Origin of the sequence: Pedobacter sp. BAL39, from assembly GCF_000170795.1 — a bacterium.
Taxonomy (GTDB): domain Bacteria; phylum Bacteroidota; class Bacteroidia; order Sphingobacteriales; family Sphingobacteriaceae; genus Pedobacter.
In genome coordinates this window covers 376614-394528 of sequence record NZ_ABCM01000002.1, presented here as the reverse complement: position 1 = coordinate 394528, position 17915 = coordinate 376614, and the positions used below count along the sequence as shown (strand labels likewise).

13 protein-coding genes are annotated in these 17915 nt (G+C 43.4%); 6 read left to right on the top strand and 7 right to left on the bottom strand.

The genetic code is table 11. The annotated features are described in order from the left end of the window. The first annotated feature begins 16 nt into the window (after window positions 1-16). The gene (gene corA, locus PBAL39_RS03945) at window positions 17-1135 is read left to right on the top strand and encodes a magnesium/cobalt transporter CorA (protein WP_008238546.1); all 1119 of its coding nucleotides are present in this window, start codon (window positions 17-19) and stop codon (window positions 1133-1135) included. 27 nt (window positions 1136-1162) lie between these two features. After that, on the top strand, window positions 1163-2512 hold the full coding sequence (gene mgtE, locus PBAL39_RS03940) for a magnesium transporter (RefSeq protein ID WP_008238544.1): 1350 nt from the start codon (window positions 1163-1165) through the stop codon (window positions 2510-2512). A gap of 101 nt (window positions 2513-2613) precedes the next feature. Here the strand turns inward: mgtE and PBAL39_RS03935 are convergent, their stop codons facing one another. The 7 genes from PBAL39_RS03935 to PBAL39_RS24990 all read right to left on the bottom strand — a co-directional run bounded on the left by PBAL39_RS03935 (window position 2614) and on the right by PBAL39_RS24990 (window position 11776). Beyond that, complete coding sequence (locus tag PBAL39_RS03935; RefSeq protein WP_008238542.1) at window positions 2614-3024, bottom strand: organic hydroperoxide resistance protein; 411 nt, start codon at window positions 3022-3024, stop codon at window positions 2614-2616. A gap of 53 nt (window positions 3025-3077) precedes the next feature. Beyond that, window positions 3078-5234 (bottom strand): FUSC family membrane protein, encoded by a 2157-nt coding sequence (locus tag PBAL39_RS03930; RefSeq protein ID WP_008238541.1) that lies wholly within the window; start codon window positions 5232-5234, stop codon window positions 3078-3080. 235 nt (window positions 5235-5469) lie between these two features. Then, window positions 5470-6618, bottom strand: a complete 1149-nt coding sequence (locus PBAL39_RS03925) for a lipopolysaccharide assembly protein LapB (RefSeq protein ID WP_008238539.1) — start codon at window positions 6616-6618, stop codon at window positions 5470-5472. Between the two features lie 84 nt (window positions 6619-6702). Further along, window positions 6703-7785, bottom strand: a complete 1083-nt coding sequence (locus tag PBAL39_RS03920; RefSeq protein WP_008238537.1) for a tetratricopeptide repeat protein — start codon at window positions 7783-7785, stop codon at window positions 6703-6705. Window positions 7786-7807: 22 nt separating this feature from the next. After that, window positions 7808-10417 carry a DNA gyrase subunit A gene (gene gyrA / locus PBAL39_RS03915; RefSeq protein WP_008238535.1) on the bottom strand — a complete coding sequence of 870 codons (2610 nt, stop codon included), beginning with the start codon at window positions 10415-10417 and terminating at the stop codon, window positions 7808-7810. Between the two features lie 131 nt (window positions 10418-10548). After that, the gene (hemF, locus tag PBAL39_RS03910; RefSeq protein WP_008238533.1) at window positions 10549-11445 is read right to left on the bottom strand and encodes an oxygen-dependent coproporphyrinogen oxidase; all 897 of its coding nucleotides are present in this window, start codon (window positions 11443-11445) and stop codon (window positions 10549-10551) included. 136 nt (window positions 11446-11581) lie between these two features. Further along, window positions 11582-11776 (bottom strand): hypothetical protein, encoded by a 195-nt coding sequence (locus PBAL39_RS24990; RefSeq protein WP_008238532.1) that lies wholly within the window; start codon window positions 11774-11776, stop codon window positions 11582-11584. Window positions 11777-12046: 270 nt separating this feature from the next. Between PBAL39_RS24990 and PBAL39_RS03905 the strand changes: the two genes are divergently transcribed. From PBAL39_RS03905 to PBAL39_RS03890, 4 genes are all read left to right on the top strand, one after another. Then, entirely contained in the window at window positions 12047-12532 is a 486-nt protein-coding gene (locus PBAL39_RS03905) for a DUF4442 domain-containing protein (RefSeq protein WP_008238530.1), read from the top strand. A 22-nt stretch (window positions 12533-12554) separates the two neighbouring features. Next, window positions 12555-13184 (top strand): helix-turn-helix domain-containing protein, encoded by a 630-nt coding sequence (locus PBAL39_RS03900; protein WP_008238528.1) that lies wholly within the window; start codon window positions 12555-12557, stop codon window positions 13182-13184. A 59-nt stretch (window positions 13185-13243) separates the two neighbouring features. Then, window positions 13244-14620 carry an MATE family efflux transporter gene (locus PBAL39_RS03895; protein ID WP_039866028.1) on the top strand — a complete coding sequence of 459 codons (1377 nt, stop codon included), beginning with the start codon at window positions 13244-13246 and terminating at the stop codon, window positions 14618-14620. Window positions 14621-14948: 328 nt separating this feature from the next. Further along, window positions 14949-17906 carry a TonB-dependent receptor gene (locus PBAL39_RS03890; RefSeq protein WP_008238524.1) on the top strand — a complete coding sequence of 986 codons (2958 nt, stop codon included), beginning with the start codon at window positions 14949-14951 and terminating at the stop codon, window positions 17904-17906. Window positions 17907-17915: the final 9 nt, after the last annotated feature.

Sequence of the window (17915 nt, the reverse complement as noted above, 5' to 3'; positions counted from 1 at the left end):
GGATTTAAGTGTAGCCATGGGTAAAAATACAAGCCGTAAGAAGAAAAGACAACACTATGCATTGCCAGATGCGGGTTCCAGCCCGGGGATGGTATATATTGATGATCAGGCACTAAAGCCTGTGATCAAATTGTATCGCTATCATGCCGAAAGTTACGAGGTTCAGGAGTTAAACGGCCTGGACAAATTAAAATCGCTGATTGCTGACCCTAATTTCACCTATTGGGTCGAAATCAAAGGTTTTGACTCTATGGCGATGTTTGAAGTGTTGCACAACGACTTTGGGATCAACAAACTCGTGCTGGAAGACATTACCCGTACCTACCAAAGGCCCAAAGTCGATGAGTATGAAAATTATGTTTTTGCTGTCAGCAGGATGCTTCGTCTTGATGAACAGAAAAACATGGACAACGACCAGTTCTCATTTTTACTCACGGAAAAAGTGCTGTTCACCTTTCAGGAGCGCTATGAAGATTGCCTCGCGCCTGTCAGAGCCCGCCTGAAAGGTGGTAAAGGCAATATCCGCGTTGCCGGCACCAGCTATCTTATGTATGCGCTGATGGACATCATCATTGATAAATATTTTGAAATTCTTGGTGGATGGGGGGATGAACTGGATGCCATCGAAGACCGGTTATTCGACAAACCAGACCGCTCAGTGATGTTCGACACGCAGGTCATCAAAAGGAACCTGATTAACATTCGCAGAGTGGCCTGGCCTGAAAGGGATAAACTCAATGACATCCTGAGGACAGATAGCCCGCTGATACCTGATCAGACTAAATTGTTCATCAAAGATGCCTACGATCACTGCATACAGATCATAGACCTCGTAGAGTCCCTGAAGGAAATCTCGGCGAGCAATATAGACATGTACCTTTCGATCATTAGCAACAGAATGAACGAAATTATGAAAGTATTGACCATCATTTCCTCCATATTTATTCCGCTGACATTCATTGCAGGGATTTATGGGATGAACTTCGCTGCTGAAGACCCGGTGACAGGCAAAGTCATGCCGCAAAACATGCCGGAATTGTATCAGCCGCATGGATATCTATACACGATGATCATCATGGGGATCATTGCAGTTGCCCAAATCATATATTTCTGGCGTAAAGGATGGTTTAAATAGGCTTGATTATTGTAACTTTGGCTACACATGCAATCTTTTGATCTAGACAAAACTGATATCTCCAAGATTAAGTCCGCCTTAAATGGTGATGATGAGCAACTTAAGCTCATTCTTGAGGAATATCATGCCTCAGAAATTGCAATCCTCTTTGAAAGCCTCCATAAAGATGACCAGGAACGGATCATCAATCTTCTTTCAGTCGAAATTGCATCAGAAGTACTTTCAGAGATGCATGAGGAATCGCACCCTGAGGAGCTGCTACTACAGCTGCATCCTGAAAAGCGTACCGAGATCGTAGAAGAGCTTGATTACGATGATGCGACCGACATCATCTCGCAGCTGGAAGAACATGAGCAAACGGAGATTCTCAAAGACCTCAGTGAGGACGATGCTTCGAGCATCAGAAACTTATTGAGCTATCACGAAGAAACCGCCGGTGGTCTGATGAATACGGAGTTTATCCGCATCAATTTACACCTGACAAAAAAAGATGCAATTGATGAGATCATCAGACAAAGTGAAGAAATAGAAGAATTCTATACGATTTTTGTCATCGATGACGATAATGTTTTCCAGGGTATTGTTTCCTTAAAAGACATCATCAAGGCTAAAGGAAATGTCCACATCACCGAGCTGGTCAAAGCAGAGGTCGCCTGGGTGAGCCCGGACACCGATCAGGAAGAGGTTGCACGCCTGATTTCCCAATACAACATCACCAGTATTCCTGTGGTCGACCATGAAATGAAACTCCTTGGCCGGGTGACCTTCGATGATGTGATTGATGTACTTGAGGATGAGAATACGGAGGATATCCTGAAGATTTCCGGGGTATCTGAAGATGAAGAGCTGAGTGGTAACTGGATTGAAGCGGTAAAATCAAGATTGCCATGGCTGATCCTGAATCTGGGTACAGCCTTTCTTGCCTCCGGTGTTGTCAGGCATTTTGAGCCCACTATCGAAAAAATTGCCGTGCTTTCTGCCTATATGACCATTATTGCGGGAATGGGAGGGAACGCTGCAACACAGGCCCTGGCTGTTACAGTAAGAAGGATTTCACTCTATGACCTGACGGATCAGCAGGCTTATCGTACAGTACTCAAGGAGTTTACGGTAGGAGTAATCAATGGTGCTGTAACGGGTCTTATTGTTTTTCTTTTTGCTTTCTTTTTTGACAGCAATCCCTTACTCGGACTGGTCATTTTCCTCGCCATGACCGGAAATTTATTGATCGCAGGTGTCACCGGTGCAGGTATTCCGTTGATACTGAAACGTGTTGGAATTGATCCGGCGATCGCGTCGTCCATCATCATCACCACCTTTACAGATGTTTTTGGATTTTTGCTGCTACTTGGATTGGCAAGTAAACTTTTGTTATAAAAAGCCTTAAACACATCATCTTATAAAAGATCTTGAATAAAAAAAGCAGTCACTAAGGACTGCTTTTTTTTATAAATAAGATTGCTGTTGAACAATCAAGGTTATATTGCGGTTACTCTGGTATCGACATTTCCCCTGGTTGCTTTAGAATAGGGACATGCACGATGTGCTTTATCGGCTAATTTCTGAGCTTCTTCAATAGTAATACCAGGAATGTGTACATCCAGGTCTGCAGACAATACAAAAGCATTGTCATCTTTGTTGATAGAAACCTGTACATCTACAGTTGCCTCAGAAATGTCTACCCCGTCATGTTGTGCCACCGCACCTAAAGCGCCGAGATAACAAGGACCCCATGCAGCTGCAAATAGCTGCTCCGGATTTGTTGCTCCACCTTGTCCACCCATTTCTTTTGGTTTCCTAAGGTCAAATTCTATTGTTCCGTCGCTCGATTTGATATGGCCATCTCGTCCGCCTTTAGCGGTAACGGAGGCAGTATATAACTTTTCCATAATCTAAATTTGATATTTAATGCTTTTAGAACAAGCAGGAAGAGCTAATGGTTTTATATTTTAATTTTTTCACTCAGCTTGAAAATGTCATATGCGACCTTTTGCACATGATCGAACTGCTCATAAATGACAGTTTCATTTTCCAAAATCAGCTGCTGTTCTACCGTTTTCCTGATCAGGGGCACATTGCTGATGGTAGCATCATGATTCAGTAGCCGCTCCGTGCATAGGTTCAAAAGATAAACCGTATTATTGACTACAGGCTTCAGGTCATCATAGTTGGAAACCACGAAAGCATGCTCCTTATTGTATAAGGATAATGTCGCAATGTAGGATGAAAGCAGGTGGTTAAGGGTGGTGAACTGGTGGAGCTCAGTGATCATAAACTGTTTGCTCTTCGGCTCCGAGAACATTCGCTGGAATAGGGACGCCAGATTTGCCGAAGCTACATAAACTCCTTTTCTGGCAACCTTATAATTGGTGAAATTCTGCGTCGGTGTGCTATAAAGCTGTACCACTTCTTCAAAATATTCTTTATTTGCTTTCAATATGGCCATCATTGCTTCCTTCAGCTTCTCATGCTCCCAATTTGGGAACAGGGAATAGCTGGCCAATAAAGCGATTCCTGAACCAATCAATGTGTCATAAATCCTTTCCCTGGCAATGGAAAAACCTCCCATACCCAAAAACTCAAAAAGCAAAATAATATAAGGAGTCATGAATAAGACGCTGACTACATAATTCTTGCGCTGGAAGCTGTAACATCCAATCATGCAGAACAATAAGATCACAAACAGGGTATTTTTGTCATGCACATATTCCAGGATCAGCATAGCGGCAAAAGCGCCGACAAGGGTGCCAATCAGACGTTGGTAATTTCTCTGTTTTGTCAGGCTAAAACCTGGTTTTGAGATCACCAGAATGGTCAGTAAAATCCAGTAGCTATGAGAAAAATTCAAGCCCCTGGAAACCATAAACCCAATAATCATCACGATGGCCACCCTTAGTGAATGACGAAATGTAGAAGAGCTGAAAGTGAGATTTTCCAGCAATAATTTAGGATCTACCTTTTGTCTGGTGACAAAGCGTTCAACCTCAATTTCTCGTGTTTTAAGGTTCTTTTTCTCTTTTTTGTTGAAGTAACCATTAATGGTTTTCACCCGGGCAAGAATATTCTCAATATTGACTTCAATGTTCTTTAGTGCAATGATGCCCAGCGTGTTAAACCTTCCGTCTGTATTACTTTTCTCCAGCGCAACAATTTTTGAACGCAGCAGCGCCACATCTTCAATGAGTGAAATGGGTAGGCTAGGGGTGCCTCCCGTTTTTAGGGAGAATGCGATTTCATCCAATTCGTCAGCAATTTTATTGATCACAGACTCGTAATGACTAAGGATACCTGATTCGCCGAATTGTTCGTGTAACTGTTGGTAGTTGTAGTACGTGGACATGACCTGTTCGAAGAGATCAACCATATCTACAAAAACAAGCAGCAGGAACCGACCTTCGGGCGAAGAATCCCGTACGATCTCTCTTGTTTTAAACAGCAGCTCGCGTACTGCATCCTGTTTTTCATGTACAGTAACCTGAAGCTGCAACAGGTCCGCATAGTTGCTTTCAAAATTCGCGTTCTGATGGTAAAATTTCGCTTTTGCACGCAAAAACTCGCTGACCTCATGAATGGAATCACTTAACATTTGCTGGACCAGACGGAACGGACGAAGCTTATAAAAGAAATAACTCAGAAAACTGTACCATAAAGCACCTGCCAAAATCAACAAAGCAAAGGTAACCAACTCATTCCATGGACGCACATCATCAATGCTCAATACCATAATCAGCAATGAAGCCGTACCAATTGCGGCAGCTCTGATACCATAGACGAACAGCATTGAAAATACAAAGCTGAATACAAATACAATGATACCGCTGATGTATACATTTGAATTTGTCAGTCCGACGAGTAAAGAAATGACGGTAATCAATCCCGTAGTCACCAGCATGGCATTTCTGCGGTGTACACTTGGGCCTGGAGAATCTACAACACTTACACAAAGTGCGCCTAAAGATAAACTCATCCCGTATTGTAACAAACCGAACTGCGCAAGAATCAAAGAAGGACATAAAACGCCAAGCGTAATGCGTAGCCCATCAGAAAAGTAAGTACTTAATAAGAAATCCTGAATGGATCTGACCGGACGATTAAACATAACGCAAATTTAGATTTACAATCATCAATTATGCCATGATTGATGAAATCACACCGTGACAAATGTAATGCCGCAAAATTACTAAAAATCCCCTTATTCAGCACTGAACCCAAATATTATAATAATGTACATAATTAATATTATGTATAGTAGATTTTTGGTCCCAAAAAAAGCACCCTATTTAAGGTGCTCATAATGGAAATTTTTCATCCTACAAATCTGTGGTTGAGTACCTTTAAAACTCTTCTAGTTTCCCGCGTAATTCCTGAACTTTATCCAGCTTATTTTTGCGTGTATAGATATCGATCAGCAATTGCACTGTTGACTTATCGTTTTGATTGATTTCATGCGCCTGCAACAATGCCAGTTCCGCACGGTTGATATAAGATACGAACTTATCCTTATCTTCCTGTTTCGTTGATTTAAGCATTTCATTTGCGGTGTCAACATAAGCCAGGCCTGTCTGATACAAAGCGTCAAAGTAGTTTTCATCAATATTCAGCGCCTTATTATACGCTAGTATCGCAGTGCTATTGTTATTGTTGTTCTGTTGGAGATATCCATAAAGAAAATACAAAAGTTTATTTTTTTCATCAGTTTTGATACTTGATTCAATTGCTTTTGTAGCTTCAGCATATTTCTCATTGTCCAGCAACAGGTTAATGTGGTCATTGGTTAGGTTTGCATTGTATGCATTTACGCGGATTCCTTCTTCCAAAGTCCGGATAGCCAGTTCTTTTTCAAATTTAGAACTATAAATGCTACTTAGCTTTTGGAAAACAACTGGATTTTTGATCCCGTTATCTTTAGCTCGTTTATAATAAACAATAGCCTGATCGAAATTCTGATTACTTTGAGCGGCAATAGCAGTATTTAAGGCCAGTGTTGTGTCAGTCGGAAAGAAATCGCTTACTTGTTTAAACAGATCAAATGCCAATGGAAAATCATTGCTATCAAATGCTGCAGCGGCTTTCTGTTGTTTTTTTAAAGTTGTATTGTATACAGCTGCGGCAATCAAACGCGCATTTGCCTGAAATTTATCCAATCTTCTTGCAGAATCAATTGCCTCATTTGCAAGTCCATAATATCTGTCTGAATTACCGGCATCACCATCAAGGATCGCAACATAAGAACTCAGATAAGCTTTAATGGCCCAGGTTTCCGGCCATTTTTTGGTTTTCTTATCATTTTGTGCAGCTTCAGCAGCCTTTATCCCCTCTCCTAGCACACTGAGTTGTTTCTTGCTGTCTTCCTTATTATTGATAGCAACCTGTAATTTCCCTATGCTATTTCTCGCTATCTGCAGCTGGCTTTTCTGTGCAGATGCAAAGTTGCAGCCGATAAGGGCCAGTATTAAAGTGCTAAATAATTTGATCTTGCTCATACGATGATGTCTTCTTAATACAAATTTATCAAAAAAAAGGAGGGATAAAAATCATCCCTCCTTTTACTTTGGGTTTTATCCCGATTATGGATTAGCTTTCAGAGCATCAAGTTTTTTCTTTGTTGCTTCGTAATTTACCTTATCGTCTTTAAATGCATAAATGATCTTCAGGTTTTCCAAAGCATTTTCATTTTTAGGATCTATATCTAAAGCTGTCTTGTAGTAAGGAATAGACTGATCAATAAAGGCAGTCATTTTAGCACCTATAGCCGCAAACTCTTTGGTTTTTTTAGGATCCAGTGCATTTCTTTGTGTCTGAAGTGCAAGTGCCTGTTTATAGTAAGTATCACCCAACAAATATTGATAGGTTGCATTTTTAGGATCTTTTGCAATCAATTTGTTCAACATCTCCTGTGATTTAGCGATGTCGCCTTTTTTGATGTACAGGTCAGTTTCCATACCGATGAAATAAGAATCATCAGGATACTTAGCACCAGCTTCTTGAACCAATGCAAGTCCGGCAACGCTATCTTTCAATTTATCAAATGTGATGCTCACCATTTCAGAATAAAGGACTTTAGAATCTTTATATCCCAGCTCGACAGCTTTTTTGAAGTTTTTGATCACTTCCGGATAAGCCTGCAGCTCTTTAGCAGTCACACCAGCATTCACATACATTGCTGTGTCATTTGGTGTTTTTGCTGTGATTTCATCAAAAGCTTTTAAAGCAGTTGCATAATCCTTTTTATTGTATGCAAGAATTGCGCGGTTTCTTAAAGCATTGTCGACGTTTAAGGTAGCCTGCTCCAGGTTGCTTTTTTCATCACCTTTAGCGTCCAGTGTTTTCGCTTGTGCAATTGCATCCTCAGCGATTTTCTGATTTGCCATCGCATTGGCAAGATCCAGTGTATCTACAAGTGCAATCCTGGAAGAAAACAACGCCCTGTAAGACCATGCTTCAGGCATCCCTTTTGATTTCTCATGAGCAATAGCTTTGTCAGTGTGCGCAAGGCCTTCATTCAGTGTTTTTAAGTTTTCAGGCAGTGTCTGTTCCTTAGCTAAAGCTAACATGGCCCAGGCATTTTTTGCTGCAGTCACTTCACTTTTTTGTGCACTCGCATACGTGGCAACACCAGCAAATAAGATACTAAAAAGTACTTTTTTCATTTTATTAATTTATGTTCAACAATTAGTTTTCTTCTTCTTCAGTGTCGTCAGCTTCATCTTCTTCCTCTTCTTCTTCAGTTTCCTCGTCGATGATTTCTTCTGCTTCCTCACTGTCAGGATTCACCACCACTGCAGAAGCTTCAGCATCTAAAACTTCACCTTCTTCAGTTTCCTCATCCTCATGTTCAATCTTCGCTACCGAAGCAATGGCATCATTTCCTTTCAGGTTGATCAGGCGCACACCTTGTGTCGCACGGCCCATTACCCTCAATTCGCTCACCACAATCCTGATGACGATACCGGATTTGTTGATGATCATCAGGTCATCCGCATCGGTCACGTTCTTGATGGCTACCAAAGCTCCGGTTTTTTCAGTAACACTGATTGTCTTAACCCCTTTACCACCCCTATTTGTAACGCGGTAATCTTCAATGTCGGTACGCTTGCCATAACCTTTTTCAGAAACAACAAGAACAGTTACATTAGGATCGTCAACAGCAATCATGCCAACAACCTCATCCTGGTCGTGGGCCAGGGTTACACCCCTTACACCTGTAGCAGTTCTCCCCATAGGGCGGACTTTCTCCTCATTGAAACGAATCGCTCTTCCTGAACGTAAGGCCATCACAATCTCACTGCTGCCTGTTGTTAAACTTGCTTCTAACAGCTGATCGCCTTCATTAATATTGATGGCATTGATACCATTTACCCTCGGTCTGGAGTATGCTTCAAGGGAAGTCTTTTTAATTGTTCCCTTTTTCGTACACATGATGATGTAGTTGTTCTCCAGATACTCCTGATCTTTCAGGTTTTTAACCTTGATATAGGCCTTGATTTTCTCCTCTTTAGGAATGTTGATGATGTTCTGGATGGCTCTTCCTTTACTCAGTCTTGAGCCCTCAGGAATTTCATATACCCTTAACCAGAAACAACGTCCGGATTCAGTAAAGAACAACATGTAGTTGTGGTTAGATGCTACCAGCAGGTGCTCAATGAAATCTTCATTTCTTGAATCACTACCTTTAGAACCTTTTCCGCCTCTGCCCTGCGTACGGTATTCTGTCGCTGGCGTACGTTTGATATACCCTTCATGAGAGATCGTGATCACGACATCCTCGTCCTCAATGAAATCTTCCATACTCATGTCTTCAGCAGAATGGACAATAGTCGTCCTGCGTTCGTCACCATATTTTTCTTTCATTTCGTTGAGTTCGTCTTTGATGATCTGCATACGAAGCTCTTTGGAGTCGAGGATCGACTGAAGGTATTCGATAGTTTTCATCAATTCATTATACTCATCTTTGATCTTATCACGCTCCAGACCCGTCAACCTACGTAAGGTCATGTCCAGAATTGCCCTTGCCTGAATGTCACTCAGACCGAACTGTTCCATTAAGCCTGTTCTTGCCTCCTCAGGAGTTTCCGAAGCACGGATCAGCTTGATCACCTCATCAAGATGGTCTAAAGCAATGAGTAATCCTTCAAGGATATGCGCTCTTTTTTTAGCTTCAGCAAGCTCAAACTTGGTTCTTCTGACCACAACATCATGCCTGTGGTCAACAAAATGACGGATCAGGTCCTTCAGGTTCAGCAATTGCGGACGGCCATTCACCAGCGCAATGTTGTTCACACTGAATGATGTCTGCAATGCAGTTTGTTTGAACAGGTTATTTAATACAATAGAAGCATTAGCATCACGCTTAATCTCATAAACGATACGGATACCATCTTTGTTGGATTCATCTTTAATGTTGGAGATGCCTTCAATTTTCTTCTCACCGATGAGTTCAGCAGTACGTTCGATCATCATCGCCTTGTTCACCTGATAAGGAATTTCCGTAACGATAATGGTTTCACGTTCCTTATTGGTCTCGATTTCAGCTTTAGCACGCATCACAATACGTCCACGGCCGGTCTCGAAAGCTTCCTGAACACCAGTATAGCCATATATGATGGCTCCAGTAGGGAAATCAGGTGCTTTAACATGTTTCATCAGCTCCGCAATCTCGATGTCGTTATCGTCAATATAGGCTACTGTGGCATTGATTGTTTCCGTAATGTTGTGTGGCGGCATATTTGTAGCCATACCTACCGCAATACCGGAAGCACCGTTGATCAAAAGATTCGGCACTTTAGAAGGAAGCACTGTTGGCTCCTGCAGGGAATCATCAAAGTTCAGCTGGAAATCCACCGTATCTTTATTGATATCGGCAAGCATATCTTCTGCAATTTTCTGGAAACGGGCCTCCGTATAACGCATTGCTGCGGGGAAGTCACCATCAATAGATCCAAAGTTTCCCTGTCCTTCGACCATCAGGTACCTTAAGCTCCATTCCTGGGCCATCCTTACCATGGTATTATAAACAGAGGCATCACCATGCGGGTGATACTTACCGAGTACCTCTCCAACAATACGGGCAGATTTCTTATAAGGTTTGTTGTTTGCCAAACCGAGGTCGAGCATGCCGAAAAGCACACGGCGGTGTACAGGTTTCAATCCATCGCGAACATCAGGTAAAGCCCTGGATACAATTACCGACATCGAGTAATCGATGTAGGCAGATTTCATCTGCTCGTCAATATTGATTTTAATTATTTTGTCGTTTTCTTGATTTTCTAAATCTTCTGCCATAAAATATGATGTTCCCTAAGAACGATTTAAAGTTGGTATTCTTATAACCTTGCGAATTTAATAAAAAATGCGCCATTAAGGCGCATTGTGGAAAAAATATATCGTGTAAATCCGGTTCTAAAAGCGGGTGGTTAAACCCATTCAATACCTTTTTTCAGTTTGCTCAGGGTTTCTGCCTCGGGACTGCCCGGAACCGTCTGGTGGTTGTAGTGCCACTTGGCCGTTGGTGGCAGACTCATCAGGATCGATTCAATCCTGCCATTGGTTTCAAGGCCGAATTTTGTTCCTGCATCATACACCAGGTTAAACTCTGCATACCTGCTTCTGCGCAAATATTGCCATTCCTGCTCTTCTGCAGAAAATTCAGCATCCCTGTTCCTGTCGATCAGCTCGGTATAAGCCGGTAGAAAGGTATCGCCGACCGCAACTGAAAAGTCGAGCAGCTGATCGAAATCCAGACCAGTCTGATCAGGTTTGAGCCTGTCATAAAAAATACCGCCTACGCCCCTTGTTTCTGCCCTGTGTTCAATGTAAAAATAATCATCTGCCCTTTGTTTAAACTTTGGATAGAATGAAGCATCATAAGTGTCACAGGTTTTTTTAAGCAGATGGTGAAAATATCTTGCATCCGTATCAATGACATAGTGAGGTGTGAGGTCAATTCCTCCGCCAAACCAGCGGGTCTGGTCATCCATCTCAAAATAGCGGATGTTCATGTGGATGATCGGCACAAAAGGATTAGAGGGGTGCATTACAATGGAAACACCGGTGGCAAAGAAATCGTCGTTTTCTACTTTAAAGGCTTTTTTGACCGCCTCTGGTAGCTTACCATGGACAGCTGAAAAATTGACACCTCCTTTCTCGATGACGTTACCATGCTGAAGAATGCGCGTACGCCCACCGCCTCCGCCTTCGCGGTTCCACAATTCCTCTTCAAAACGGGCCTTTCCATCTGCCTGCTCAAGACCAGCACAGATACTGTCCTGAACCTCCTTAAAGGCAGCTACTACTTTATCTCTAAACACCATTTCTTTAAAACTAAACTCAAAGTTAACCTATAATAAAGGCTATGGCATTCTTTAAATTGAGATAGTACATTTTTTTGACAAAAAAAACCGCTGTTTCGAAAGAAATTCAGCGGTTTTAACGAGAGAACATTAGTTATCACATTTTTCTCATCGTATCTGGAGGCATTGTTCTGGTAGTGTCCCGGATCGTGGTATCGACGGGCATACTTTTAGTAGTATCAATAATTGTCGTATCTGTTCCGCCGCCGGAAACACTTTTTGTCGAATTGCATGCGGATGTGGCCACCATCAGTGCCCCTGCCATCGCAAGACTTAATGTTAATTTTTTCATGATGTTGATATATTTGATTAGCTCATTTTATTTCCATCCCGGGGGACTTGTAAAGGGTGAACATTTCTGCTGAGCAAATGTTTTAAAATATTATCATCCAAACATTTACGAACAGCACCACACACCACTACAGACCTAAAGCCCATCCACGACGGAGCTCTCTCCTCCGAAAAACAGCGCATCAGACAACTATCATATTTAACTAAAAAATTACCTACAGGATCCATATTAAATTTTATAGTTCAAGAATCTTTCTGATCTTTAAACATCATGATGGTATCCGAAAACACCCTCAAATGGGGCCTTTGTTTATATCCGCCTCTGTTTTTTCAGCGCATCTGGGTCAAGAGATTCCATAAGGGGTTCAGGGGGGTAGATGTAAAAATCAATAAGAGCCTGTTTAACAGGAACTACAATGGCTCCATCTTCGGAGGAACCATCTATGCTGCCACAGATCCGTTTTACGCCATATTGTTTGACCAGTTGCTGCAGCGAGAGGGATTTAAAGTTCGCGTATGGCTCAAGAGTGCCTCGATTCAATACCTTAAACCCGGCAGAAGCGACCTTTTTTTTACCATTCATATCAGCGACGAGATGATGGATGAAGCCATTACTTCATTGAATACCTCGGGAAAGTTTGTGAAAGCCTACCCCATGGAGCTCAGAAACAGAGCGGGCGAATGCTGCGCTACGGTCGTTAATGAAGTATACATTAGAAATTTACACCAGGGAGAAGCCTCAAGGGTAGCTTATTAGCCTTGTTTTAAGCAAAGAAACCATGAACATCAAGAGACTAATTTTTCAGGGCGAAGGGACCACACTGGATTTCAAGAAAACCATTACCAGCAATGAGAAAATTGCTAAAAGCCTGGTTGCCTTTGCCAATAACAAAGGCGGGCAGCTGCTGATCGGTGTGGCCGACGACGGCACCATCAAAGGCGTAAAGTCTGAGGATGAAGAACGTTACATGATCACCAAGTCGGCGCACCAGTTTTGCAAGCCTGCGATAGAACCTGAGTTTGAAGAAGTGTATGTCGACGATAAGCTCGTACTCGTGGTAAAGATTGCCCCCAGCGATACCAAACCTCACTACGCCCTGGATGAAAATAAAAAATGGTGGGTATATTACCGGGTAAAAGACAAGAGTATTCTCGCCAGCAAGATCATCGTTGATGTCATCAAAAGAGGGAATAGTGAGCAGGGTCAGCTCATCGCCTACTCCGAGCTGGAGCAGAAATTATTTGAATACCTCGGACAAGAAGGCCGGATCACACTCAAACAATTCAGCAAGATCACCAGGGCTTCCTATAAAAAAGCACAAAAAATATTGGTCAATCTGATCATCAGCGGTGTCATACAACCACATACCAATGAGAAAGAAGAGTTTTTCACCAGCACGCTCAAATGATCATTTAAATTGACTGCGATTTAACATAGATCAGGTTTAAAATGCCGACTTTTGCGGCAATGTTAGCGAGCCTTTACAACAAATACAAACCCTATTATTCTGATAATCTGAGGTTGGCGATGCCTATCGTCGTATCTCAACTCGGACATACACTCGTCCACCTTGCCGATAGTGTTATTGTCGGCCATTTCGCCGGAACCATACAACTTGCGGCGGTATCGCTTGTCAATAGTATCTTTATGCTCATCCTGGTGATCGGCATGGGAATTGCCTACGGACTTACACCACTGATCGCACAGCAAAACGGGCGACAAAATTACAGTGAATGCGGGAAACTGCTGTCTAACAGCCTTCTGATCAACATCCTGACCTCCCTTGTGCTGTATGCATTTGTTCATATGGGTACCCTGATGGTCATAGACCACCTGGGCCAGTCGCCGGAAGTAGTGGCCTTTGCAAAGCCTTATCTTGGCTACCTGGGGATTTCCATCATTCCGCTGCTCATCTTCCAGACTTTCAAACAGTTTACAGAAGGCCTTGGATTTACAAAACAGGCCATGTACATCTCCATCTGGGGCAACCTGATCAATATCGTTCTCGGCATCATCTTCGTGAAAGGCATGTTCGGCATCAGTCCTATGGGTGTCAAAGGCGTTGGTTTGAGTACGCTGATTGACCGTTGTATCATGGCGATCGTCATGACCATATATGTATTGCGCTCCAAACATTTCCGCAAGTACATTACTGAATTCAGGATGGCTTTGTTCGACAAGGTGCGTGCTTTGAAGATCGTTAAAATCGGCGCGCCTGTGGCCCTCCAGTATTCCTTTGAAATCAGCGCCTTCAGTGGGGCGGCCATCCTCATCGGTACCATTGGTGCTGTAGAACAGGCTGCGCACCAGGTAGCCATCAACCTTGCTGCCGTCACCTATATGATGGCCAGCGGGATTGCCTCAGCTGCAACCATTAAAACCGGAAATAACTTTGGTAAAGGAGATTTTAAAGACCTTCGCCGTTCGGCCATTGCCAGCTATCATGTGATTATACTTTTTATGAGCATCACCGCGATCCTTTTTATACTCGCCAACAGGATGCTCCCCTTTATCTATACAGAAGATCCTGCAGTCATCAATATCGCCGCCCAGTTGCTCATCATTGCTGGTTTCTTCCAGCTCTTTGATGGTACCCAGGTGGTGGGCTTAGGCGTTTTGAGGGGTATTGGAGATGTCAACCTGCCCACCATCATTACTTTTATTGCATACTGGATCATCGGCATTCCCCTGGGATACTTCCTGGGCATCACCTACGGCCTTGGTGTAAACGGAATATGGTACGGATTGACCTTTGGCTTGTTAACTGCATCCCTCCTGTTGTTTATCCGCTTCCAGAACAAGACCAGGGCACTGCATGCCGGCCAGTCCGGTGCTCCTACCTAAAGTCATCCAGCAAACCATCTGGACTAATTTCATTCCATTGTAAACGAATATTATCCTGCTAAATCATAACAAAAGTTATGTTTTTAGCAGGATAACTCTGTAAAAACAAATTAATTATGTGAAATCATTTTGTTTATTCATAAAGTTCTACTAATATTGTCTACTAAATACATAGACTTTATATATGAATAAATTAATACCCTCGTATTCCATTACCAGTTCTGGAATTCATCCTGAATCCTATGCTTGTTGTTGCGGCCATCTCAACCATGCCAGTTATTGTCAAACATCAAGTAATCTTTCAGCGACCTAAAAATTCCATTATCAAATGAAAACACACCATCAGAAAATCAAATTCCTCATAATCACTGTCATTTTTAGCCTCCTGGTCCTCAACTCCTATCGGTCGGAAGCACAGGAAAATCAACTCATAGAAGTAGCAGGCATCGTTACCGACCAGGAAACCACAAAACCATTGCCCGGTGTAAACGTCCTCATCAAAGGCCGTATTGCCGGAACTACTACCGACAACAGTGGAAAGTTCAAACTACGCTCCCGACTGAAGTTCCCTTTCACTCTTGTTTTTACCAGTGTAGGATTTAAGTCTCAGGAGTTTGAAGTGAAGGAAGCAGGATCACAGCTCAATATTGCACTGGTCACTCAGACTATTCTCGGCAATGAGGTGGTGATTACCGCCTCCCGCGTGGAAGAGAACATCCTGAAATCTCCCGTAGCCATCGAAAAACTCGATATACGTGCCATCAGAGAATCACCAGCGCCAAGTTTCTACGACGCCCTGGAAAATGTAAAGGGTGTACAGATGACCACCTCCAGTTTAACCTTTAAAGTACCCAATACCAGGGGTTTCAATATTCCAAACAACTTTCGTTTCGTACAGCTGGTAGATGGTGTAGACATGCAGGCCGCCACGCTTGGTGTACCGCTCGGTAATGCCATCGGTCCCACAGAGCTTGACATTGCCAGTGTCGAAATCACCCCGGGCGCAGCTTCTGCACTCTACGGTATGAATGCCATCAACGGTATGGCCAACCTCATCACCAAAAGCCCTTTTCAATATCAGGGGCTCAGCGTGTATAGCAAAACAGGTGTAAACCACGTCGGTGGTACCGGCAGAAGTCTCAGCAACCTGACAGAAACGGCCGTCCGCTATGCCAAGGCTTTTAATAATAAATTTGCGTTCAAAGTGAATGTGAGTTACCTGCGTGGAACAGACTGGCTCGCCGATACACGGACAGACCAGAACCCGAATAATCTGAACACCGCAAACCCGACCTTTCCGGAGCTTGCCGGAAACGACAACAACCCTGCTTATGATGCCTGGAACAAATATGGCGATGACAATGGCAGCAACGCCGTTACCATCAGCGGCATCACCGGAATCCCCGGAAAAACTGGGAATCAGAGTATCATTGTCAGACGTACTGGCTATTATGAGAAAGATGTGGTCAACCCTATTGTCGACAACCTGAAATTTGATGCCGCCCTTCATTACAGGATCGGCGACAATGCCGAGCTTTCCTACCAGTACCGCATCGGTAAAATGGATGGTGTATTTCAACGTGGAAACAAGATCCAGCTGGACAATGTAGTGGTGCAGAACCATAAACTGGAACTCAAAGGCTCAGATTACTTTATCAAAGGTTATGTGTCAATTGAGAACACCGGCGACTCCTATAACATCAAACCCCTGGTCGACAACCTTGACATCACCAGTGGTGGTACCAACTCCATCTGGGGAGCAAAATTTAAAACCTCACTTCAGGCGTCCATAAATGATGGTGTCGCACTGGCCGAAGCATTAAGGGTTGCACGAAGCGCCGCAGATGCCAGCCGTGTTGAGCCCGGAACTCCCGAGTTTAATGCACTAAAAAATACCATCGTAAAGATCAACAACTGGGACCACCAGGCGGTAGTCGGTGGAAATGCACCCGCCACAGGTGGTGCATGGCTTCGCCAGGAAAGTCGCACCTACCATACCGATGCACAATGGGACCTCTCCAGCAAAGTTAAGTTCGTGGAGCTGCTGGTGGGCGCTGATGCCCGTATGTATGAGGTTATCCCCGACGGTAACAACTTCGTTGATTTTAAAAGACCTAATGCAGAACGCAACCAGCCGCTGGCCAATGGCAGTTTTGGCGACAATGTCTATTACAAAAAGTTCGGTGGGTTCGCACAGGTGACCAGGAAGTTCTTTGAGGATAAACTGAAAGTATTCGGATCATTAAGACTGGATTACAATCCTGAGTTCGATCCAAAGTTCAACCCACGCGTTGCCGCGGTATACACACTTGCAGAGAAACACAACTTCAGGGCCTCTTTTCAAAACGGATACCGCTTTCCGGCTTTGTTTGAAGCCATTTCTTTCGTGAACAACGGAAATATCCGCAGGGTTGGCGGACTACCTTACATCAATGAAGGATTAAATTACCTGGACAATTCCTACACACTCGCGTCCATCAATACCTTCAACGCAGCGGTCAACAAAGATGTAGCTACGGGACTTACTGCAACTGATGCAGCACTCAAAAACAGGGCGCTGCTAGAGGCGACCACACTTACGGCAACACAGCCAGAACGCATCAACTCCTTTGAAGTAGGTTACAAGAGCGTGCTGCTGGACAATAAGCTGGTCGTTGATATAGATGCTTACAGCAATGAATACAGTGGTTTCCTAGGACAGGTGGAGGTTTCCGTACCCTACCTGCCAAACAGCACCAGCCCCCTTTCCGCACAGGCTGCGGTAGGAACGGATGAAGCCGTGATCGCCATGCTCGCCTCCAACAGAAATGCCCAGCAAACCCGGTACCGTGTGTATACCAATGCCCGTAACAAGTACCGTAATTATGGATCTTCATTAGGACTGACCTACAATTTCTACCAGAAGTTTACTGTTGCAGGTAACGTTAGCTATAATGACATTACAGAAAACAAAGAAAAGGATGTGTTCGTAACAGGTTTCAATACACCCAACTGGACCACCAACATCTCTTTTGGAAACCGCGAAATCCTGAAGAACTTTGGATTCAACGTCGTATGGAGATGGCAGGAGGAGTTCCTTTGGGAAAGTCCGCTCGTCAATGGCACCGTGCCTGCCTACCACACCTTCGATGCACAGGCTACCTACAAAGTTCCGGAAGCAAAAGCAACCATCAAAGTCGGCGGAACCAACATCTTCAATAAACGTTACGTACAATATGCGGGTGGCCCTACCTTGGGTGGCCTGTATTATGTCGCCATTACCTTTGACGGTTTGTTAACCAGATAAATACCATAA

Coding starts and splice junctions, on each gene's coding strand:
- mgtE (WP_008238544.1), top strand. CDS start 1,163: ATGCAATCTTTTGATCTAGACAAAACTGATATCTCCAAGATTAAGTCC.
- PBAL39_RS03935 (WP_008238542.1), bottom strand. CDS start 3,024: ATGGAAAAGTTATATACTGCCTCCGTTACCGCTAAAGGCGGACGAGAT.
- PBAL39_RS03900 (WP_008238528.1), top strand. CDS start 12,555: ATGAACATCAAGAGACTAATTTTTCAGGGCGAAGGGACCACACTGGAT.
- PBAL39_RS03930 (WP_008238541.1), bottom strand. CDS start 5,234: ATGTTTAATCGTCCGGTCAGATCCATTCAGGATTTCTTATTAAGTACT.
- PBAL39_RS24990 (WP_008238532.1), bottom strand. CDS start 11,776: ATGAAAAAATTAACATTAAGTCTTGCGATGGCAGGGGCACTGATGGTG.
- PBAL39_RS03905 (WP_008238530.1), top strand. CDS start 12,047: ATGATGGTATCCGAAAACACCCTCAAATGGGGCCTTTGTTTATATCCG.
- PBAL39_RS03925 (WP_008238539.1), bottom strand. CDS start 6,618: ATGAGCAAGATCAAATTATTTAGCACTTTAATACTGGCCCTTATCGGC.
- hemF (WP_008238533.1), bottom strand. CDS start 11,445: ATGGTGTTTAGAGATAAAGTAGTAGCTGCCTTTAAGGAGGTTCAGGAC.
- PBAL39_RS03895 (WP_039866028.1), top strand. CDS start 13,244: ATGTTAGCGAGCCTTTACAACAAATACAAACCCTATTATTCTGATAAT.
- gyrA (WP_008238535.1), bottom strand. CDS start 10,417: ATGGCAGAAGATTTAGAAAATCAAGAAAACGACAAAATAATTAAAATC.
- PBAL39_RS03920 (WP_008238537.1), bottom strand. CDS start 7,785: ATGAAAAAAGTACTTTTTAGTATCTTATTTGCTGGTGTTGCCACGTAT.
- corA (WP_008238546.1), top strand. CDS start 17: ATGGGTAAAAATACAAGCCGTAAGAAGAAAAGACAACACTATGCATTG.
- PBAL39_RS03890 (WP_008238524.1), top strand. CDS start 14,949: ATGAAAACACACCATCAGAAAATCAAATTCCTCATAATCACTGTCATT.